Source organism: Leptolyngbya sp. CALU 1928 (genome assembly GCF_056784215.1).
This window is the reverse complement of sequence record NZ_JBXBCE010000001.1, coordinates 3,183,885-3,205,870: the sequence shown is the minus strand read 5'-3', so window position 1 is coordinate 3,205,870 and position 21,986 is coordinate 3,183,885. Positions and strand designations below refer to the sequence as shown.

General features: G+C 48.3%; 17 protein-coding genes. 10 read left to right on the top strand and 7 right to left on the bottom strand.

Going from position 1 to position 21,986, the window contains the following annotated elements:
• The first annotated feature begins 22 nt into the window (after positions 1–22).
• The 3 genes from AC1S5B_RS14950 (at position 23) to AC1S5B_RS14940 (ending at position 2,233) form a co-directional block, all read left to right on the top strand.
• A complete protein-coding gene (locus tag AC1S5B_RS14950) occupies positions 23–886 on the top strand; it encodes a TIGR02587 family membrane protein (RefSeq protein ID WP_482036465.1) in 864 nt (287 codons plus the stop codon).
• A complete protein-coding gene (locus AC1S5B_RS14945; protein WP_482036464.1) occupies positions 883–1,305 on the top strand; it encodes a TIGR02588 family protein in 423 nt (140 codons plus the stop codon). Before AC1S5B_RS14950 ends, AC1S5B_RS14945 begins: the two co-directional genes overlap by 4 nt.
• 622 nt (positions 1,306–1,927) lie before the next feature.
• The gene (locus AC1S5B_RS14940) at positions 1,928–2,233 is read left to right on the top strand and encodes a hypothetical protein (RefSeq protein WP_482036463.1); all 306 of its coding nucleotides are present in this window, start codon (positions 1,928–1,930) and stop codon (positions 2,231–2,233) included.
• Here AC1S5B_RS14940 and AC1S5B_RS14935 read toward each other — a convergent pair.
• The gene (locus tag AC1S5B_RS14935) at positions 2,214–4,895 is read right to left on the bottom strand and encodes a chloride channel protein (protein ID WP_482036462.1); all 2,682 of its coding nucleotides are present in this window, start codon (positions 4,893–4,895) and stop codon (positions 2,214–2,216) included. The genes AC1S5B_RS14940 and AC1S5B_RS14935 overlap by 20 nt on opposite strands.
• Positions 4,896–5,639: 744 nt before the next feature.
• Between AC1S5B_RS14935 and AC1S5B_RS14930 the strand changes: the two genes are divergently transcribed.
• The gene (locus AC1S5B_RS14930; RefSeq protein WP_482036461.1) at positions 5,640–6,029 is read left to right on the top strand and encodes an AbrB family transcriptional regulator; all 390 of its coding nucleotides are present in this window, start codon (positions 5,640–5,642) and stop codon (positions 6,027–6,029) included.
• Positions 6,030–6,163: 134 nt separating this feature from the next.
• On the opposite strand, the gene AC1S5B_RS14925 is transcribed toward AC1S5B_RS14930, so the two are convergent.
• Positions 6,164–8,104: a chloride channel protein gene (locus AC1S5B_RS14925; RefSeq protein ID WP_482036460.1), complete on the bottom strand. Its 1,941-nt coding sequence runs from the start codon at positions 8,102–8,104 to the stop codon at positions 6,164–6,166.
• Positions 8,105–8,362: 258 nt separating this feature from the next.
• Here AC1S5B_RS14925 and ureG point away from each other — a divergent pair, with 258 nt between their 5' ends.
• From ureG to urtE, 6 genes are all read left to right on the top strand, one after another.
• Entirely contained in the window at positions 8,363–8,977 is a 615-nt protein-coding gene (gene ureG, locus AC1S5B_RS14920) for an urease accessory protein UreG (RefSeq protein WP_482036459.1), read from the top strand.
• Between the two features lie 131 nt (positions 8,978–9,108).
• Entirely contained in the window at positions 9,109–10,422 is a 1,314-nt protein-coding gene (urtA, locus tag AC1S5B_RS14915) for an urea ABC transporter substrate-binding protein (RefSeq protein WP_482036458.1), read from the top strand.
• Positions 10,423–10,667: 245 nt separating this feature from the next.
• A complete protein-coding gene (locus AC1S5B_RS14910; protein WP_482036457.1) occupies positions 10,668–11,819 on the top strand; it encodes an ABC transporter permease subunit in 1,152 nt (383 codons plus the stop codon).
• A 9-nt stretch (positions 11,820–11,828) separates the two neighbouring features.
• Positions 11,829–13,037 carry an urea ABC transporter permease subunit UrtC gene (gene urtC, locus AC1S5B_RS14905; protein ID WP_482036456.1) on the top strand — a complete coding sequence of 403 codons (1,209 nt, stop codon included), beginning with the start codon at positions 11,829–11,831 and terminating at the stop codon, positions 13,035–13,037.
• On the top strand, positions 12,997–13,752 hold the full coding sequence (gene urtD, locus AC1S5B_RS14900) for an urea ABC transporter ATP-binding protein UrtD (RefSeq protein ID WP_482036455.1): 756 nt from the start codon (positions 12,997–12,999) through the stop codon (positions 13,750–13,752). The genes urtC and urtD overlap by 41 nt, the downstream gene beginning before the upstream one ends.
• A gap of 16 nt (positions 13,753–13,768) precedes the next feature.
• The gene (urtE, locus tag AC1S5B_RS14895; RefSeq protein ID WP_482036454.1) at positions 13,769–14,524 is read left to right on the top strand and encodes an urea ABC transporter ATP-binding subunit UrtE; all 756 of its coding nucleotides are present in this window, start codon (positions 13,769–13,771) and stop codon (positions 14,522–14,524) included.
• Between the two features lie 16 nt (positions 14,525–14,540).
• On the opposite strand, the gene AC1S5B_RS14890 is transcribed toward urtE, so the two are convergent.
• The 5 genes from AC1S5B_RS14890 to AC1S5B_RS14870 all read right to left on the bottom strand — a co-directional run bounded on the left by AC1S5B_RS14890 (position 14,541) and on the right by AC1S5B_RS14870 (position 21,713).
• Positions 14,541–14,939: a hypothetical protein gene (locus AC1S5B_RS14890; protein ID WP_482036453.1), complete on the bottom strand. Its 399-nt coding sequence runs from the start codon at positions 14,937–14,939 to the stop codon at positions 14,541–14,543.
• A 180-nt stretch (positions 14,940–15,119) separates the two neighbouring features.
• Positions 15,120–16,805 carry an NAD(P)H-quinone oxidoreductase subunit 4 gene (locus AC1S5B_RS14885; protein WP_482036452.1) on the bottom strand — a complete coding sequence of 562 codons (1,686 nt, stop codon included), beginning with the start codon at positions 16,803–16,805 and terminating at the stop codon, positions 15,120–15,122.
• A 345-nt stretch (positions 16,806–17,150) separates the two neighbouring features.
• Positions 17,151–18,092: an ion channel gene (locus tag AC1S5B_RS14880; RefSeq protein WP_482036451.1), complete on the bottom strand. Its 942-nt coding sequence runs from the start codon at positions 18,090–18,092 to the stop codon at positions 17,151–17,153.
• A gap of 187 nt (positions 18,093–18,279) precedes the next feature.
• Positions 18,280–21,369 (bottom strand): phosphoenolpyruvate carboxylase, encoded by a 3,090-nt coding sequence (ppc, locus tag AC1S5B_RS14875; protein WP_482036450.1) that lies wholly within the window; start codon positions 21,367–21,369, stop codon positions 18,280–18,282.
• Between the two features lie 98 nt (positions 21,370–21,467).
• Positions 21,468–21,713 carry a hypothetical protein gene (locus AC1S5B_RS14870; protein ID WP_482036449.1) on the bottom strand — a complete coding sequence of 82 codons (246 nt, stop codon included), beginning with the start codon at positions 21,711–21,713 and terminating at the stop codon, positions 21,468–21,470.
• Between the last annotated feature and the right edge of the window lie 273 nt (positions 21,714–21,986).

The following is a 21,986-nucleotide window of genomic DNA, read 5'->3' as shown; positions in this document are numbered from 1 at the left end:
TCTTTTTAGGGTAGATGAGCCAGTGAAAACGACAAAACATCCTCATCAGTGGAAGACTGAGCTTTATGACCTCATTCGGGGGGCATCGGGTGGATTTTTATTTGGGGTTCCTTTGCTCTACACTATGGAAGTTTGGTGGATTGGCTCATCTGCCCACATGATTCGCTTACTTATGGCGCTAGTGTTGACCTTTGTAATTGTCTTCATGCTCAATCGCACCGCTGGATTTCGCCAAACGAATGATATTTATGCGATCGATGCGGCGATCGACAGTGTGGAGGCAATGGCGATCGGGTTAGTGTGTGCGGGCTTAATGCTGATGCTCATTCAGGAGATTACGCTCCAAACCTCACTGAATGAAGCAATGGGCAAGGTGATTTATGTCAGTACTCCTTTCACGTTGGGAGTGGCCTTGGCAAATCAGTTTTTATCTGGACAAAAGGAAGAAACACCCAAAAATGATGATCCTGAGTCCAATCAACCCACTTTTAATGCAACATTTTCTGATGTTGGCGGTACTTTAATCGGCGCGATCATTATCGCATTCAACATCGCCCCTACCGATGAGATCCCGATGATTGCAGCGGCAACCGATGGATTATGGCTGTTGGCAGTCATGGTCGCCTCGCTTCTAGTATCCTACGCGATCGTCTTTGCCGCTGGATTCACTAATCAGCAAAAACGACAGCAGCAAGAAGGGCTTTTTCAGAACCCCTACAATGAAACATTAATCTCGTACCTGGTTTCATTGGTGGCAGCCTGCCTAATGCTAGTATTTTTTAATAAGCTGCACTGGAACGATCCCTGGCATCTCTGGCTGAGCTACTCAATTATTTTAGGGTTGCCTGCCACAATCGGCGGCGCAGCAGGACGGTTAGCCATATGACGGATATTGAAAGCAAAAATATTGAGCCAGAAACAAAACGTCCTTCTCGCAGCGTTGCTGAATGGCTATCTTTTGGCATCTCATCGTTGATTTTAGGAGCGATCGTCGGGTTGGTCATTTATAGCTGGGCAGCCGGACGAGACAGTCCCCCAGTCTTAGTAATCCAGCGCCCTGAGCCAATACGAGAAGAGAACGGACAATTTTATGTTCCGTTTGAAATTTCTAACACCGGGGGCGAAACGGCTGAATCAGTGCAAGTTATGGCTGAGTTGAAAGTTGGAACAGGTGCTCAAGAATCAGGCGATTTGCAAATTGATTTTTTATCCGAAGGAGAGACAGAAAAAGCTGCCTTCGTCTTTAAAGCAGATCCACGCCAAGGTGATTTGGTAGTGCGAGTCGCTAGCTATAAAACGCCTTGAGGTACGCGATAAAAAGAAGTGGGACTGGGAGTCAAGGGTGTTAAATAGCAGCTATATTATCTAGGCGACATCGACCAGTTTGTAAGCCCTGAAAGCCGCTTGACGCTTCCCTAAGGTCGGGTAAGCTCCCATGACCAAAAGTCTAACTTAGATCGTCAAATGGATGTTTTAATCGCTCACTGCCAATCTGGAAATTGGAGCAATATTGACTCCATTCGAGACTAGGGAATGTAGATTAAATACCCTCCTAATTGGGTATGTCAAATAGATTATGTCAAAGATAAAAGATCACAGCGGAAAGCAACGCTCCAAAGGAGCCACTGCGTGAACGTCATAGGCGATACTGCTTCGCAACACTGCGTGACCGCAAACCGATTCAAAGCAGGCTTTCAATCTTTAACCCGTAATCCTAAGGGAACAACTGAGTACAGGCAGAGCGCGGGGATTCCCGTCTACCAGCTAAAATCAGACAAATGGCGTATGGGTTTGCGTCAAGGCGCAATGAGGAATTAAGTATTATTTTCTATAGTTGAATACAAGTGTTATTAAGCGTCCATCGTAACTTGTGAAGGTTTAGCGATCGATCCGCACGTCAATTCAATCAATCAGATGGTTTCGTATTATGAATGAGTCAATAGAATTTCATCGAGGCTGGATGGTTGAAGTGACGGCGACAGAAAGTGGCTTACGGGTGTGTTGTCGATCGCCGCTTGGAGAAAAATTGGCGGCTCCAATTGTCTATCAAAACTATCAAATTGCCATGAATGCGGCAATCCAGGTGATTGATCATTTTTTTGCGTGTCAGTCGCTACGTCAAGTGTTGCGAGAGTTTTATGAATCAGAAACTTTAGCGTTTGAAGCGTGGCAATCGCTTGGGCGATCGCTCGATTTTGCATCCCGTCATCAGTTTACGCAGTCGCTTTCCTAACTAAGATCACGGTGCAATCACAGTTTCGGGCGATCTCTTCTGGAATGTTTCCCTGAATTGCTTGCTGCAACAACCCTTCTCGACTCGCACCCAGCACAATCACATCGCACTGGTTATTTTGCGCCATGTCTACGACCGCTTCTGCCACCGACCGGGCGCAAACCGATGTAATCACCACCGATGCTTGAACTTGCTGCCGGAGAAATGCCGCGCTTTTTTCAAGTGGGCTAATATCGTAGGCTTGTTCATTGGGAGCAGAAACATGGCACAGTCGAATTTCTGGCTCTTGGCTGAGCGAAACTAAGGCGGGGAGCAGGGTCACGGCATAGTCTGCATTAGGTCCCCCACCAATCGGAACTAGCCAGCGTTGTAGCTGCGTTAATCGCAGCAGCATCTTTACTGGGGATTGCTCTGATTCAGTGGATTCAGCGCCATGTAACACTTCATTTGGGTATAAATGAGAGCCAATTAATGCCTCTCCCATTTTGACCAGCACCACATCGCAATCTGCTTGCCGAATTGCAGTATCTACGGTGTCGCCAAAAATTCGCCCTGGCGTAGAGGTGCTTCCTTTCCAGCCCATCAGCAACAGATCGATATGGCGTGCCTTAACGGTTTCTAGAACCGCTTCGGCAGTGCTATGGGCGGCTCGAATCTGAGTATGCACGGGAATACCCCAAGCCTGCCCTTGATGAATAGCACGTTTGAGGATGCGGCGGCTGAGGGTTGTGTTGACGGCTGTTTCAGATGGGGAGCTATGGCGCGGCACGGTAATCACTTGCAAACACTCGATCTCATAGTCGCGATCGCGGGCAATGACCAATGCCAGCTTCATCAGCCCGTTCATGGTTTGAGGATTGCTCAGCGGCACTAGCAACCGTCCTTGACCCAAAGCAGGCGCTTGAGTTTGATAGACCACATAAGACGGCTCTGGCTGAGGACCCACTCGTTCCGAGCCACCCCGTAATTTTTCCGACTCAACCCGCAAAATGTCACTCCGGGTAATGATGCCCACCAGTTTGCGATGGGAGATGACGGGCAACCGAGAAAGCTTGTAGCTTGAAAGGAGATGAAGAACCTGACTGAGCGTATCCTCCGGGTTTACCGTAATAGGCTGCGGAGTCATGATGTCTTTGAGCACCACAGGCTTTGAGACTTTTAAATGAGTGACTTTATCGAGATCGGTTTGCGTCACGATGCCTACCAGTCGCCCCTGATTCACCACCGGAAACCCCCGATGGTGAGACTTGGCAAATGCCTCAACTACTTCCACTAGGCTCATTTGGCTAGGCAACGTTTCTACTTTTTTTTGCATCACCTCAGCCGCCGTCAGAGTTGCCCATAGCCCATCACTCATCGCTTCGGGAGGAGCCAGTGTTATCCCTTTTAGCTCTAATAAATGGGTGTAGAGGGAGCCTGGAGATAGCCATTCAGCCACTAGATAAGCCGTAACCGAGCAAATCATTAACGGCAAAATCAGGTTGTAGTTAAGAGTCGTTTCAAACACAATCACGATCGCCGTAATTGGCACCTTTGCGACGGCTCCAAAAAAACCTCCCATGCCGGTTAAGGCATAAATGATTGGATCACCGCCTAGCACAGTTCCGGCAACTAGCCCCACCAACTGCCCCAGTGCGGCTCCTAGCACTAGACTGGGGGTAAATAAGCCGCCGGGGGCTTCGGCACTGCACGCCAACACCGACAAGCTAAACTGCACCACAAACGCACTGGCAGTTATCCGCCAATCGGCAGTGCCCATGGTCAAGAACCCCTGAAGGGTGGTAGTGTCGCGAAAAACGGGAGGTAATAGGGCGATCGCACACCCAGAGATCAATCCTGCCAGTCCAATTTTCCAGGGCAAACTGAACCGCAAATAGCGACGGCTAAACTTTAAGCTTTCTAAAATGCTGCGGTTAAAGGCTGCTGCAAAAATTCCAGTCAATATGCCCAACAGCAGGAAAAATGGAATCTCTTGAGGGGAAAAACTGGTTTGATTGAGGGTAGACTGACCAATAAAACTGAGGTTGGGTCCCGATAACACCCTAGAAACAACACCGCCGGTAAACGAAGCCAAGATCGCCGTCCCCAGCGTCAAGCTAGATACATCGTGCAGCAGTTCTTCAATGACAAATAGCACCCCCGCGATTGGGGCATCAAAGCCTGCTGCTAATCCTGCCGCTGCTCCCGCTGCAATGAGTTGACGTTGATGATCGGGCGATCGCGGTGCCCAGCGGCTTAACTGAGCCGCCAATGCCGCCCCAATTTGCACCGTTGGACCCTGCCGACCCAGCACCAAGCCAGAGCTTAGAGCCAGCAGGGTGCTGAGTAGCTTGACGATCGCCACCCGCAAATTTAATGCGATCGGCACATAAGCCAAGGCTGCCTTAACCTGAGGGATTCCACTGCCAGACGCTTCTGGGGCTAAGCGCTCAATCAATAAGCCAGATAACATCCCCCCCAGCAACCCAATGGCAGGCAGCAACAACCAGGCAGGCAGTAACAACGATTCCCGCACTCGCCAACTGCTAAACCAGTAGACTCCTTGCTTAAGCAGCACTGCCGCTGATGCTGCAACTAAACCAATTAGAACCGCTTCAAAAATTGCTAGTCGCTTTGGTTTCAACAATTGACGGAAGGAGTTGAAAGGAGTAGGGGGCACCATAAATTATTTAAGAAACATCACCAAACGCTCTACAAAGATTGAGAAAAGAAAAACTTTCGATCCGATGCTTCTTTTGCCCTCTGCAAACAAGATTTAGATGATTAGCAAAAAAGGAGCTTGACGGCTTTAGTGACCTATGAACACCCGGCATCTTAACTTTAGAGAAAAAGAGAACCATTGTTGAATCGAATGCTTTGCCGATAAAACTAGTAATAGTGAAGTAAATAGACAGATCTAAATCTAATTGAATGGAAGATGCCATGAACTATCCTTACCCTAAACTCCTCTCCCCCAAGCAAGGAACCTTAAAATATTATGCTCCTCTCTTTAAAGACAAATAAGGGGAGCTATTTAAGTTCATCTACTTATATTCCATTGAATCTGTTCATACTTTACTAGGGCTGCGATCGCGCTAAAACAAAGCTCTACCATGCTTATAAGTCTTTGCTATCGTGCCAGATTCACCCGATGGGAGGATTGAATAGGTGTGAGTCTCCAATAGCACCGAACTTTTTTTTGCTTATTCTCGTTTAGGCAGTCGGAATCTATTTCAACCAACAAATCTTTTTTCTAACCGACAGATTTCAAAGATCAGCAAGGTTTCTATCAGCAAAAAACATGGTATCAATATAGTATGATGACGCAAGTTGCTTAAAGCTGATGCACTTAAATTCAAAGTAAACGTTTTGAGTGGCGATCGCTATCATATTTGCCGAACAACTAAGATTCTTTTGCAGTATTTTAATGATTAAGAAAAAGAAAGTTGAGCCACTAACAGGTGACTCCCTGCTCAAAAAGGTAAGAGAACTAGAAGCCTTGCCTAAGGAAGCCAAAGCAAGAGAATGCGGGTATTACACCGTCACAAAAAATGGTGTGGAGCGGGTCAATATGATGAAATTCCTGAATGCTTTAATTGATGCAGAAGGGATTGAATTAGATGGAAAAATGGGGTCAAATGGACAGGGAGGCAGAAGCGCTAGCTATCGGATTAGAGTGCAGTCCAATCTAAACCTGTTGATTGGTGCTGCTTACACAAAACAAATGGATCTCAAGCCAGGAGATGAGTTTGAAATTTCATTAGGGCGTAAACACATCCAGTTAAAGCAAATTGACCCCATTGAATCAGAAGATTAAAGGCGTTATCAACATGGAATCGATCGACTGGACGATAGTTCTTCCTGCGGGGTTAGCGATCGCAATTTTTATCGGCGGCATGTCAATGATGTTTACGGGCATCTGGACGAGTCGAAATCGCTAAAGAGAGTCCATTAAGCTGACTGCTTTAAAACTGGTAAGGCGATGATTTCAGATGAATCAATTGTTTGAGTTTCTTTCCCTAATGCATCCTGTGTCAAGTAAGGCTTTAGAGCGTTTTGAGTGACCTCAATACTGTAAACCAAGCGAATCTGATCCTGTTCCAGCAAACCAAGGATTTGGCGCGAGTCGTCTCGTTTCACAACGGGCAATTGCTGTAAGCCCCTTGTTGCCATTCGAGCTTGAGCGTCGGCGATCGATTCATCTTCATACGTACACAAAACGTCTTTTGTGCAAATGTCCCAAAGTGTATTAGACCGTTGAGCCAAGGATTCCGGCTTATGGTCATTCACAGCGATGGCTTCCCACTGCGCGATCGCCCGATTGATATCTTGAAGCGTCACAATTCCAACTAGCTGCTCCTGCTCATCCACAACCAGCGCACTGTGAACCTGATGTTGCACTAGTGCTAAGCCCCCATCTATAGTCAATAACGTTTTAGAAAGCCGCAAATAGTCTTGCCGCATCGCTTCCCCGACTTGCAAGTGCTGCATTAGTTCTAGGCGCTGGTCTGACTCTTTTTCTAGCTCTGCTGGTTCAATCGTTGGCAGGCGGCTTGTAATTGGGTTCAGCCACTCCACTAACCAGACGCTCAAGCCCACCGCTGCCATCAGCGGCAAAATAATCCGATAGTCACGAGTCAATTCAAATAGCAACAGAATTGCTGTTAGAGGTGCCCGCACACTTGCCGCCAAAACGGCTGCCATGCCGACCATTGCATAGGCAGGAGGAGCCGCAATATTGGCTGAGATGATCGTAGGAAACAGTCCTAAGGTTTTACCGTAAGCGGCTCCCAAGGAAGCCCCTAAAAACATGGCGGGCGCGAACAAGCCGCCGACAAACCCGCTGCCTAAGCTGAGGGCGGTCATCAGCAACTTTATAAGCAGTAATGCCATTAACAACGGTAAGGAAAACTGAACATCCCGCAGCATCGCTTCAATCGTTTCATAGCCAATGCCCAAAACTTGGGGAAAGATCAGTGCCACAGCGCCAATGCAGGCACCCCCAATCACCGGGCGCATCCCAAGCGGAATCTTTTCCATAGGGCTGAACCCTGGAATCTTTCCCTGAAAAAACCGCTGAGAAAGCTGAATAGATCGGGTGTAGGCGATTGAAACCAAACTAGCAAGTAGTCCTAATCCTAAATAAAGTGGCAGTTCTAAGGGGCTGCGAACTTCGTAGCTCGGTAGGGTAAAAGCAGGTTGTCCGCCTAAACCAATCTGCGAAATTAACGCGGCGACTACAGCGGAAAGCAGCACCACACTCACGGACGAGGTCACAAAGGTGGTGCCCAAAACGACCTCTAGGGCAAAAAAGACTCCGGAGATCGGGGCATTAAACCCAGCAGCAAATCCAGCGGCGGCTCCTGCACCGAGTAGTAACCGTTGGCGATCCTGGGAAACCTTTAAGGTTTTGCCAAGGAACACACCAACATTGCTGCCAATTTCGACACTCGGTCCTTCCGGTCCTAAAGAGGCTCCTGTGCCTAAAGAAACCGCCGCCGCGATCGCCTTAATGGTTCCCTTCGTAGCAGACGCATTTGTAGCACTTTGAGGCGATGAAACCAGGGAAGACAGGGTGGGACCAAAATCTTGCCATTGCCACCGCAGCAACCCAACTACTAATCCACCCACAATGGGCACGAGTGCCAGCGTCCAGGCACCCCAATCAAACACCGCACCCATAAAGTTTTCCAACATGAAGGAGTGAATCTGTTTGATTAAATAGTGAAAAAAGACTACCGCAATTCCAGTGCTGCCACCAATCACCAACGCCAGCAGTAGCACGACTGTTTCAGGCGAGGCGTGCAACCGATTGGTTAATGGCAGCAGTGAGGGTGAAGCATGAGAAAGCGGGGTGTCACTGGATGGCGGGGCGGGGGGGCTTGGTGTCATTGAATGGAAAATGAGACTCAGTTTAATTTTTATGTCTATCTCTTATTTTGAGCTATTTCGCTCCCAGCCAACACGGTTCCAGAGTGTTCTTAAGGGAATCTGCCTTTTCAATCACTTGTTCACTAGATCTGCTTTGAAAAGGTTGTCTCAACGAATTTCAGAAAGACTACCGCCTTCTTTTTTGCGAACAGGCTTTTTTGCGAACAGATATGCTTTTTAGCGCTAGAGTTTTTTTGTAATCTCACGGCTTAAAACAATATGAGTGCTTTCCGGGTTGGCATTGCAGGTCCAGTAGGTTCAGGCAAAACGGCGTTAGTGGATGCGCTGTGTAAGGCATTACGCGATCGCTACAATCTTGCGGTGGTGACGAATGATATCTACACCCAAGAAGATGCTCAATATTTAGTCCGAAGTCAGGCGTTGAGTCGCGATCGCATTTTAGGGGTGGAAACGGGGGGCTGTCCCCATACGGCAATTCGAGAAGATGCTTCCATGAACATTGCCGCGATCGAGGATATGGAAAAGCGCTTTGTAGATTTAGATCTGGTGTTTGTGGAAAGTGGGGGCGACAACTTGGCGGCGACCTTCAGCCCAGAGTTAGTAGATCTCACCCTGTATGTGATTGACGTGGCGGGTGGCGACAAAATTCCGCGAAAAGGGGGACCCGGCATTACCAAATCTGATTTGTTAGTGATTAACAAAATTGATCTAGCACCCTATGTTGGAGCAGATCTAAATGTGATGGAGCGCGACACCCAAAAAATGCGGGGTGATAAGCCGTTTGTTTTTACGAATCTTAAAACATTGGCTGGACTACCTGCGATCGTAGAATTCATTCAGTTTCAAGCAAATTTCGGCGTTCCTGCCCAGTAAAAGTGACTACAAAATCATTTTGTATATTAAAGCACAATATTCTTAGCGGTCTAGACTTTAGTATCTCAGGGATATTGCTGAGTTGACCATTAGGTCAGTTTCATATCGCTTGGGAGGAGTCAGTAGATTTTATGACAGGACAATTTGGTCGGCGTGAATTTATCATTCTAGGTTCTACGGTTGCAGGCAGCGTTTTACTAAAAGCTTGCGCAAGTAGCACGACTACCCCATCGGCTTCACCAGAAGCCTCACCCGCTGCATCCGCCGCGATGTCAGGCGATACGATTAAAGTAGGGATTCTCCACTCCCTCAGCGGCACGATGGCAATCAGCGAAAAAAGCGTCGTGGATGCTGAGCAGCTAGCGATTGAAGAAATTAACAATGCGGGTGGCGTGCTGGGCAAGAAGATTGAAGCGATCGTGGAAGATGGCGCTTCTGATTGGCCCACATTTAACGAAAAAGCAAAGAAGCTGATCGATCAAGACAAGGTTGTCACGGTCTTTGGTTGCTGGACTTCTTCGAGTCGTAAAGCGGTTCTGCCAACGTTTGAATCTAAGAACCATATGCTCTGGTATCCCGTGCAATATGAGGGACAAGAGTGTTCTAAAAATGTATTTTACGCGGGTGCAGCTCCAAACCAACAAATTGAGCCGTCCGTGACTTGGCTTCTGGAGAAATATAAAGGCAAGCCGTTCTTTTTGGTAGGCTCCGATTACGTTTTCCCAAGAACAGCCAACACCATTATCAAGGCGCAACTGGAAGCCAAAGGTGGCAAGGTTGTGGGCGAAGACTACATTCCTCTCGGCGGTACGGAAGTCACCCCAATCATTTCCAAGATTAAGGCTGCCATGCCAGACGGTGGTGTGATTTACAACAGTTTGAATGGTGACAGTAACGTCGCATTCTTCAAACAGATGCAAGGGGCTGGAATGGGACCGGACAAATATCCATCCATGTCTGTGTCGATCGCGGAAGAAGAAGTGAAGGCGATCGGTGTAGAGTACCTCAAAGGCCACTATGCGTCCTGGAACTACTTCCAAACCGTAGACACGCCTGAGAGCAAAGCATTTGTAGATGCCTTTAAGAAGAAATATGGCGACGATCGCGTGGTCAACGACCCCATGGAAGCGGCTTACAGCATGGTGTATTTCTGGAAGCAAGCGGTTGAAAAAGCCAAGACAGCCGATGATCTAGACAAAGTTCGAGCGGCGGCACTAGGGGAAACCTTCGCGGCACCGGGCGGCAAGTACACCTTAGAAAACAACCACCATCTAGCAAAAATCGTTCGGATTGGAGAAGTCCGCGACGATGGGCTATTTAACATTGTTTATGACTCCAAAACGGCGGTCAAGCCAATTCCTTGGAACCAATTTGTCAAAGATACCAAGGGCTTTTCTTGCGACTGGTCTGACCCGGCGAAGGGCGGCAAGTTTAAGATGACCTAATTTGAAGTTGTGAAAGACGCGATCGCGTTATTTCACTGCAACGTTTCACTGCAAGGGTAAGTTGGCATGGATAAACTGCGCTAACTTACCCTTCATGGTATGGTGCCCCGTCAGGTTTATTGGCTACGCAGCATTACCTGATTTTATCTAGATGATTCTTTTGAAGCGTAGGCTACAGACCTTCCCTGCCTTCAGAACGACAATTTCCTAGCAATCTCTTTTAGCAATCTTTTTGGGAGAAGAAATTGACCCAACTTCTTGAATCCATTTTTGGTGGGCTGAGTATTGGCTCGGTCTTGTTGTTAGCCGCCTTGGGGCTGGCGATCGTGTTTGGTCTCATGGGCGTAATCAACATGGCTCATGGAGAGTTCATGATGATTGGCGCATACACGACGTTTGTGGTTCAAAATGTCTTCAAGAAAACCCCGCTATCTGAGGCGTATATCTTTTTCGCTTTGATTGCGGCTTTTGCAGTGACGGCATTGTTGGGTCTTGTCTTAGAACGAACGGTGGTTCGCTATCTCTACGGCAGACCTTTGGAAACCTTGCTGGCAACTTGGGGCGTAAGTTTAATCTTGCAGCAGTTTGTGCGGAGCGTCAGTTGGCAATTTATTGCAGGGCTGACTGTTTTCACGGCGCTGTTTGTAGGGGCGCTCTGGGTAGCTGCCCGTCGCCCTGACTTTGAGCGGATTCGCGGCTGGGTGATTGCTTTGATGTTGCCTTTGTCGGCAGCGATCGCCCTGCTGTTTGCCAGTCTTTTAGGCGGCATGTTTAAAATGGCAGTGAGTAAACCCTGGTTTGGGACGCAGGGCGTAGATGTTACGGCTCCAAAATGGTTGCGAGGCGGGTTTCCCATGGGTGCCTATCAGTTGCCCTACACCCGCTTATTCATCATTGTTTTAACCGCAGCCTGTGTGTTTGCGATTTACTGGTTTCTAAACAAAACTCCTTGGGGGCTGCGGATTCGCTCGGTTACCCAAAACCGCAATATGAGCGCTTGTTTGGGAATTCCTACCAAAACGGTTGATGCCCTGACATTTGCCTTGGGGTCTGGGTTAGCGGGAATCGCCGGAGTCGCGGTGAGTTTGCTAGGGTCGGTTAGTTCCAATACGGGGCAGTCCTACATTGTGGATGCGTTCATGGTGGTCGTGGTCGGTGGGGTTGGGAAACTGGCTGGCACGATCATTGCCGCGAGTGCGATCGGCACGATTAGCTACATGGTGGGTTCCAATGCGTTGGGTCCGCTGGTCAGCTTTAGCCCAGCATTAACGGGCTTATTTGAGTTTTTTGCCACTGCCAGTATGGCAAAAGTGTTTGTGTTTGCGCTGATCGTAATTTTTCTTCAGTTCAAACCTGCTGGTTTATTCCCGCCAAAAGGTCGAACAGTGGATGCTTAGGAGGTTGACATGACGGTAGAGACAGTCGGTAGCGTTGTGGATGCCTTGCCTGGGCTGAATACACGGCAGCGCAAAAAAGCATTGGTGCGAGAAGCGGCGATCGCTCTTGGGGTTGCACTGGTGCTGATGTTTATCATTCCTGCAATGCTGACCGGTTCAGGTCAAGGTATTCGGGTCAATCAACTAGGGCGCTTTTTGGCACTGGCGATCGCGGCTCTGGGCATTGACCTAATTTGGGGCTTTACAGGATTGCTTAGTTTGGGGCATGGCATCTTTTTTGCATTGGGCGGCTATGCCCTAGCAATGCATCTCCAACTGCAAGATGGGCAAATTCCTGAATTTTTCTCGCTTTATGGCGTGTCGGAGCTACCCGGTTTTTGGCAGCCCTTTCGTTCCCTACCTTTTACATTGATTGCGGTTGTGGTTATTCCGGCGATTGTCGCTGCTGCGATCGGCTATTTGGTTTTTCGCAATCGCATCCGTGGGGTGTATTTTTCCATCCTCACCCAAGCCGCACTGATTGTATTTTTCAACTTTTTCAACGGTCAGCAAAAGTTGATTAACGGCACCAATGGTCTAAAAACGGATACTTCCACCTTCTTTGGGCTTCAAGTCAGTGATCCGCGCATCCAAACCACGTTCTATGCGTTCAGCATTTTGTTTCTGTTAGGCGGATATTTTCTCTGTCGCTGGCTCACCAGTGGGCGCATCGGTCGAGTTCTGGTAGCCATCCGTGACGATGAACCGAGAGTGCGCTTCTCTGGATACAATCCCACTGGGTACAAAGTCTTTGTGTTCGCCGTTTCAGCCGCTTTAGCCGGAATTGCTGGAGCGCTCTATACGGTGCAGTCGGGTATCATCACGCCCAAAGCGATGGATGTCGCTTTTTCAATTGAAATGGTAATCTGGGTTGCCCTGGGTGGGCGGGGAACCTTGATAGGAGCAATTTTAGGCACTCTGATTGTCAACTTTGCCCGGACTCTGCTCAGCGAAAAATTTCCCGAATTCTGGCTGTTTTTCCAGGGCGCGTTGTTCCTGATTGTAGTAACGGTGCTACCCATGGGGATTCTTGGCTGGCTCCGTACTGATGGCATCAACTGGCTGCGATCGCTATCTGGTCGTGGTCGCGAAAAATTAATCACTTACCCAAGTCTTGAAGAAGATCCTGAGGTTGAATATGAACGGAAAAATCTTGGAGATTCAGAATCTGACGGTTAGATTTGGCGGCTTTACCGCCATTAACAACCTCAATTTCAGTTTGGAGCCGGGTGAGTTGCGCGTCGTAATTGGACCCAACGGAGCCGGAAAAACCACCTTCATGGATGCGATTACGGGCAAAACCAAACCCACTGAAGGAGAGGTGTTCTTCAAAGGGAAAAACCTGCGCCCTTATGCAGAATATGAAATTTCTCGAATGGGAATTGGGCGTAAATTTCAAACTCCGCGCGTCTACCAAAAGCTGACTCCCCGCGAAAATTTGGAACTCTCCGGTGCGCGTAAAAAAAATGTCTGGGCATCTCTCATGGCGGGTTCCTCAACGGCTGAACGGCGAACCGTAACTGGACTATTAGAAACAATTGGGCTGACTATCAAAGCCGATATTCCCGCCGAATTGCTTTCCCATGGCGAAAAACAACGGCTGGAAATTGGTATGTTGGTTGCTCAATCTCCTGATTTACTGCTGGTCGATGAACCCGTCGCCGGACTCACGGACGAGGAAACCGAAAAAGTGGGAGACTTGCTGCTAACCCTTGCTGAAAGCCATTCCATTATGGTGATTGAACACGACATGGAATTTGTCCGGCAAATTGCCCGCCAAGTGACTGTTCTCCATCAAGGGTCAGTTCTTTGCGAAGGAACAATGGATGAAGTGCAAAATAACCCAAAAGTGATCGAAGTCTACCTAGGCAGCGAAGAAGCTCACGCCGCCTAGTTATCAGGAACTAACCATGACACAAACCCATAGCTCAACCTTGGAACCCGCTGGCTCAAGCACCCAACCGATGTTGGAGATTAATAAGCTGAATGTTTACTATGGTGAAAGCCATATTTTGCGAAATGTGGATATGGGCGTGGCGGCAGGGAAAATGGTTTGCCTGATTGGGCGCAATGGCGTAGGCAAGACGACCATGCTTAAAACCATTATGGGGTTGCTCCCTCCTCGCAGTGGAACGATTCTGTTTGAAGGAATGCCGATTGTAGGAAAGTCTCCTGATCAACGGGCACGCCTAGGAATCGGCTATGTGCCTCAGGGTCGAGATATCATTCCGCGGTTGACGATCGAAGAAAATTTGATTTTGGGTATGGAGGCATTAGGCAATCGTGCGCCCAAACTTAAAAACATTCCCGACGAAATCTTTGACATCTTTCCAGTGCTCAAAACGATGCTTCACCGCATGGGCGGAGATCTCAGTGGTGGTCAACAGCAACAACTAGCGATCGCTCGTGCCATGATGGGTCGTCCCCGATTACTGGTGCTAGATGAACCCACCGAAGGAATTCAGCCCTCCGTTATTTTGGAAATTGAAGCCGCCGTCAAACGGATTGTGCGCGAAACTGGAACCTCAGTATTGTTAGTAGAACAACATCTACACTTTGTCCGCCAAGCCGATTGGTATTACGCCATGCAAAAAGGCGGCATTGTTGCCCAAGGCTCCACCAGCGAACTGAGCAACGAAGTCATTCAGCGCTTCCTAGCGGTATAAAAGTAGTTTAAGAAGCTCAATCGGAGTTTTCGTTAGGGCTGTTTTCGGGTAGCTGGTTAATAATTTCATCCACTAACTGGACACTATCGCCACCATTGCGTTGATGTTCAAGCTGCGATCGCAGGATCTGCGCCTGGTAAGAATCGAGCGCAATGGGTACAGACTGAGCCGAATCAGGATCGCCATTCCAGTCGTTCAACTTAGTTTGCAATTGCACTTCAATTTCTTGGAGACGACCTTTTGCTTTAGGAAACTCACTCGCTCCATAAATTGATAAATTTTGTTCTTCCTGCCCGCTATCAGGACTAAAATCTCCTGCGGTATACCGATTTTGTAACTCTTCAATTGCTTGATTGATGCTGTTATACATTAAATCAAGCTGCGATCGATTAATAGTTAGGGGTAAGGGGTCCATAAGTGCTCTGCCTCTATTCAGGTGCATTGCTAGCTTATCGCTCTCCCTTTAAGCAAGAGTCTGTCCGAGGACAGAGTGAGCAGAGGTATTTTGGAAGGATAATTCTTTACTAACGTAATGCAGCAGGACAAACAATGATTCATCCTGCTGTACACATTGGATGGTTTAGGCAAGCAGCAGCTACTTAACCACCCCTACAATCGGAGCGAGTTTAGAGTTGCCAATGGAGGGCACCAAAAGATCCTGAGCATAAATATGAGGATTGACTTGGGCAAGTTGAGAGTAAGACTGCTGCACGCGATCATTCACTGCAACCAGTTTTGCGTCATATAAGCTAGTGGTCAATTTTGGATAGACTCCAATGCCAATAATCAAAGCAATAAAGCAAACGGCGATAAATACTTCACGCGGAACCGCATCGTTAAACTCTGCATCGGCAGGCAACACGCAGCTTGTACCAAAACAAACGGCTTCCTGTTGAGCGGTGCCAATCATATCGTCTTCGCTCATGCCGCAGAACGACGCTTCACCAGAGTTATAAAACACCTGCCGCAGCATGGAAAGCAAATAGATTGGAGTAAGAATCAAGCCAACAGCGGCAAGTAAGACAGTGACAGTGCGGAAGGCAGAACTGTAGCTCTCACTAGTTGCGATTCCGACAAATACTGCTAGTTCGCTGGCAAAACCACTCATCCCAGGCAGCGCTAAAGATGCCATGGCAGCAATCGTAAACAAGGTAAAGACCTTGGGCAATGCCTGACCTAAGCCGCCCATTTCGGTCATGGTCATGGTGTGAGTGCGATCGTAGGTAACCCCAGCCAAGAAGAACAACACCGCCGCAATCAAACCATGGGAGAGCATTTGCAGCAGCGCCCCACTGATTCCTAGATCGGTAAAGGAAGCAATTCCCAGCAATACAAACCCCATGTGAGAGATAGACGAGTAGGCAAGACGGCGCTTCATGTTGGTTTGGGCAAAGGAACTAAAGGCTCCATAAATGATGTTAACTACGCCCAAAACTGCCAAAACTGGAGCAAAGTATACATGAGCATCCGGCAAAAGCTCCAGGTTGAGGCGAATGAGTCCATAGCCCCCCATTTTCAACAGCACTCCCGCCAAAATCATGGACACAGGAGTAGACGCTTCCCCGTGAGCATCGGGCAACCAGGTATGCAGCGGGAAGATTGCTAGCTTGACTCCAAAAGCAATTAATAAACCCGCGTAGAGCGCTAACTCTAAGGGTAGGGGATAATCTTTCAACCCTAGCTGTACCATATCGAAGGTGATGGTGTCGCCGGAGAATGCCATTGCCAATCCAGCAATCAAGATGAAGATGGAAGCCGCTGCGGTGTAAATCAGAAACTTGGTGGCAGCGTAGCGGCGTTTTTGTCCACCCCAAATGCAGATGAGTAGATAAACCGGCACTAGTTCCACTTCCCACATGATGAAGAGCAGCAGCACATCTTGGGCGACAAAAACTCCAATCTGGGCGGCATATAGCACCAGCATCAAAGAGTAGAAAAGGCGAGGGCGGCGATCGACCCGCCAAGCGGCAAAAATTGAGAGCGTCGTAACTAAACCTGCCAGCAACACAAGCGGCATTGACAAGCCATCCACTGAAACTGACCAATTCAGCCCTAGCTGGGGCACCCAAGCATAGGTTTCAGCAAGCTGGAAGGAAGCATCACTTGGGTCGTAGTGAGTCCAAAAGGCATAACCCATTAGTACAAGGTCTGCGAAACCGACACCGAGGGCATACCACCGGGCACTTCTACCTTCTTTATCAGGCAATATTGGAATGAGCGCTGCGGCGATCAGGGGAAGGAGGATAATCGCGGTTAGCCAAGGAAATTGATCCGCTTGCATGGCAATAAGAATAAATGCTTAGTTCATTAATAAATGCATCTTACTAAACTTTGTAAAGTTTTATGCATTGGTATTTACCTAACCTTACCCTCTGAATAAGCTTATATTTCGGTTTTTGGGGTAATCGTTTCAGCTGAAATACTGAGTAGCAGCCAATTTTAGACAATTTTTAGGAAAGATTTTACTGTTCAGGTTAATTTTTTGATATCTGCGGTTTTTGCAAGCGAGTCAACTGAATTTAGGTGGACAAGCTGGGCAGTCAGTTTAATAGGTCATTGGGCGATCGCGCTTGAATAGAGGTAACCGTTAAATGAGGTAGCTCCGCCTCTTTTTTCTACTGAGATTCTACTGTGGAGCGATCGCTGTCACATCATGGAAGTAGCTGTAGTCCACAACGCGCTGTCCATTGGGCAACGAGAAAATCACATCCACAAACCGCTGATTCCAAATTAAATCGCTCACAGCATAAGATTCACGAGCATTGATAGGTTGGGCAACGGTTTCATCTAACCCAGTGAGTGACACGAGGATGTCTGCGTCGCTGTTGGCGAGTGATTCCGGTGTTTCTCCATACAAGGGGCTGCTTTCATCAATTGGGTGCATGGCAGTCCAGGAGAGGGTAAATAGAGGACTGTGGCTCCGAACCAGATTAAGATCATAAATTCGCCGCATAGTGTAGCCTTCGGCAGTGATTTCCGATCGCACCAACGTTGCCCAGAGTCGCGCTTCCAAAATTTGGTTGCCGCGATTGTTTGCCGTGCGAAACATCAAGGTGGGTTTGCCATCATAGGGAACCACAACCGCCACGCGGCTAAAAATCACCCGTGCCGATGGACGAGAAAACCGGGCAAACATCAACCCGGTAATCATAGCGACACCCAATAAGCCAATCAGCGCTTCGATCGCCACCAGCAAATTGGCATAAAAAGTTTTGGGATACAGTGCGCCATAGCCAATGGTTGCCATGGTTTGAATGCTAAAGAAAAAGGCATCCACGAGAGAACCCGGTTTAGCATTTGCAATGGAGTCGCCGCCCAAAACATAGGCAACCGCAAACAACAAATTACCAGCTAAATACAGCCCGACTACCAAGCTCAAAAACTGCATCCACGACATGGTAAGCAGCAAATGGTAGAGATCGCGCCAGAAGGCGGACTTTGCATTGATCTGCAAAAAAGTGGTGCGTCCGTTGGGACTCAATAGCGTTTTATAGGAACGCCGCCGTCCACTTTTTGGGTTAAGCAATGATTGGGGCTGAGAATCAGACGGATGTTCGATTTTTGGCATGAAAGCTACTCGCGATCGCGGCTGTATCAAGGCTCGCTCATAGGCGAAAGAGTAACGCTAAACGCTGATTGACGCTGATTGACAAAGAGTCACTTTTACAGTATTTTTGTACTATTCACTTCACGCTCCTAAAGCTCATTGCCCCCGAAAGCATTGCTGAGGGGGCTTTTTGTCAATAGCCTTTGGCTCAGCCTGTGTTTCTCATTCCAGCAGCGATCCCGTTGATGGTTAATAAAGCACCCCGCAAGAGTTCGCCTTTGCTGTAGCGCGATCGCACAATGCCCGATGCGGCTTCGTCTTTACTTTGGCGCAGGCGCTTTAGGAGAGAAACCTGAAGGAAACCAAGGGGCACAATCGTACCGTTTCGTAACTGCACCGATCGCTGCAAATCTGGGTCGCCATCCAACAGGCGCTTGTGTCCAGTAATAGTGAGAATCATGTCACGAGTCAGGTAAAACTCATTGGCAATTTGTTCATACACTGGCTCAAATCGTTCCCGATCTTCAGGACGAACCAGTTCACTCATGTAGTGTCGGGCAATTTGGAGATCAACCTTCGATAAGGTCATTTCCACTTTAGAAACCACCACTTTGAAAAATGGCCATTTGAAATAGAAGTAGCGCAGTAGCTTGAGATGTTCCTCAGGATGATCCCGCAAAAAGTCCCGCAGGGCAGTGCCCACGCCATACCAAGCAGGCAGCAGCAATCGGCTTTGAGTCCAGCTAAACACCCAAGGGATCGCTCTTAGGCTGGCTAAGTCGCGCTTGCCACCGCGCCGCGCCGGACGGGAACTAATTTGTAACTGGCTAATTTCGTCGATTGGGGTGACGCTATGGAAAAAATCGATGAAGTCAGGTTGCTCGTAAATCAAAGCGCGGTAGTGACTGCGCGATCGCGCCGCCAACTCTTCCATAATCTCGTGCCAAGGCTCAATTTCATCAAACCCAGTCCGTAGTAAACTGCTTTGCAGAACTGCCGAAGCAACCTTTTCTAAGTTATACAGCGCCAACTCTGGCAGGGAATATTTAGAAGCTAGCACTTCTCCCTGTTCCGTAATTTTGATGCGTCCATCCACGCTGCGCCCCGGTTGTGCCAGAATTGCCTCATAAGCGGGACCGCCTCCCCGACCCACTGAGCCGCCCCGTCCATGGAAGATACGAAGCAAGACGTTGTGGCGTTCAGCTAAAGAGTGGAGCGCTTGCTGAGCTTTATGAATCTCCCAATTACTGCTGAGAAAACCAGAATCTTTGTTGCTATCAGAATAGCCCAGCATCACTTCACACAAATGAGGCTTGAGCCGCCAGGATTGCTTTTCAACGGGTAGATGTGTTTCTGCATCAGGATCGTGTCCGCCTGCCAGCATCGTGCGATACAACGGCATTTCAAAAAGCTGGGTTAAAACAGCAGGCGCTTTTTGTAAGTCTTCCACCGTTTCAAACAGCGGCACCACGCGGATCATGCTAATCCCCGTTCCCGGATCGTAGAGTCCTGCTTCTTTTGCCAACAGCAACACTTCCAGCATGTCGCTGGCATCGTGACACATGCTGATGATGTAGGTGTGGCAGATTTCTGGACTAAATTCGTCATGCAAAGTGCGAATCATCCGAAACGTTTCGATCGCTTCGTTCGCTTTATCAGAAAACGGCAGCGCTCCAGGAATTAATGGGCGACGGGTTTGCAGTTCAAGAGAAAGCCAGTCAATCCGTTCCGCTTCCGTCATCTCGCGGTAGGGTTTCGGCAGCAATTGCAGATATTGTACAACCTCATCAAGCGTATCCGCATGACGAGTACTTTCTTGGCGAATATCCAAATGGGCAAGGTGAAACCCATAAATTTCAACTTGACAGATCAGATTTTCCAGGTCGCGGCAGGTGAGTCCGGTGCCGGAAAGGTTGCTTTGAATCAGCCGCAGTTCTGCCAAAAATTCTGCGCCAGACCGGTAGAATGTGGCGCGTTCTTGGTCAGAGTGGGTTTGCTGAACATACTCGCCTTTATACATTTTGAGGCTGCGATCGCGCGTATTTTCCAGCCGCTTTTGAATATACGCCAGTTTAAGACGGTAGGGTTCTTGACGATAGCGAATTGCCAGCTTGTCGTAAACGGCGGGAATTTGCAGTTGATCTTGTTCCAAGGACTCCAGCAAACTGGGCAATACATCGCTCCAATGTAAGGAAAGACTCAGCAGATCGGTAAGCTTGCCTACGGAACCAATGTATTTATCCAGCACCATGTTTCGCTGATAGCAAGCGGTTTGCCAAGTCACCTGCGGCGTAACGGAGGGGTTGCCATCGCGATCGGAACCCACCCACGAGCCAAACCGACAAAAATCGTAACTGGGCGGCTTAATGCCAGGAAAAGATTCTTTCATTGCCCACTTAAACCGCTGATGCAACTGAGGAATCACATCAAACAGCACTTCTTGAAAATAGTGAAGTGCATAGTCTACTTCATCCAATACCGTTGGCTTAAACTGGTGCAATTCGTCCGTTCGCCACCAGAGCCGCACTTCTTCGGTCAGTTGTTCCCGCAGTTGGTTTTCGTCAATTGAATCAATATCTAGCCCTTGGACGGCTTGGCGTTCTTCTACCTGATCAAGCTGCCGTAAAACTGTGGCGATCCGGCGCTGTTTATCGCGAATCGTGTGGCGCACAATTTCGGTCGGGTGGGCAGTGAAAACAAGCTGAATATCTAGCTGATCTACCAGAGTTTGAATATGTTGAGGCGGAACGTTCAGCGCTTGCAGCTTCGGAAATAACCAATGGAAAGTCCCTAATGCGCGGCGCGTGGCAGGATCTTGAAGCGTTTTTTCTAACAGATCGGCTTCTAATCGACTCGCGTGGGTCGTGTCTTCGCCAGCGCTAAAAGTGCTTGAATCTGGGCTGCTGGCATCGCGCACTGCCGCCCGATATTGCAGTTGATCGCGTTGTTCGTAGTGTTGTTCAACAATATTAATCAGCTGAAAATAAAGGGCAAAGGCGCGGGCTGCCCGAATTGCCTCATTCAAGTCAAGATTTTCAACAACTTTGAGGACTTCAGATTCGATAAACGTGTTTGCCTGTCCTTCCGGAGAGCACAAGTCGCGAAGCTGATTCAGCAAATCGACGAGTTGCTGCCCACATTCTTGCCTTAAAACAGATTCCCAGGTTTCTTCAACGGATTTAAGCCGCAGCTTAAGGAAGAGGTCGGAAGTGGATGTGGTAGACATCTCTGCCACGGTTCTAGATTCAATCACTGTACTGGAACTAAAGGCATCATCTGAAGCACGTGTCACACTCATGGAGGCTGTTTCTAGAAAGACATCAAAGTATTCTATGGGCTATTTTCCACCTGTGAAGTGGTTCAGGTGACTAAATATTTTTAGTAAACATGCCTAGGCTAGTCAGGATTGACCGGATTAGCAGACCGCGAGGGAGGATTAGAAAGGTTTAACAGGGGCAGGCGATCGCCCCGAAACACTTCTTCAGAAAATCTTCCAATCTCTTGGGAGGCTTCTGCTAGGGCTTTTCCCCCCACCAAACCAATTAATAGAGGGGCGGTTGCCAGACTAATGAATAGCTCTAAGGCGGGGAATGGCAACGAAGAAACAGGAGCTTTTTTAGGAGAACGATTGGAGGTTTGCATGGCGCGGCTTAACTGTAATTTTTATGAAGCGATTTTTCTGTGCCGTAACAAAATGTGAAAAAAGGGTAGCTTAGGCTGAATAAAAGCAAGATTACCTAAGCGCATTTCAAATTTAGGTGTTCAATAGCAGGTACGAGGTTGGCATCGACATTGAAAGAGGCAGGGCAACTTGCAGTTTCATCCTAAACTATGCCAGATCAAATAAGAATATGTTATCTCTATGGGGCAAGATTTCTCTTAATTCCTGTACATCAGTAAATCAATCAGTTTCTA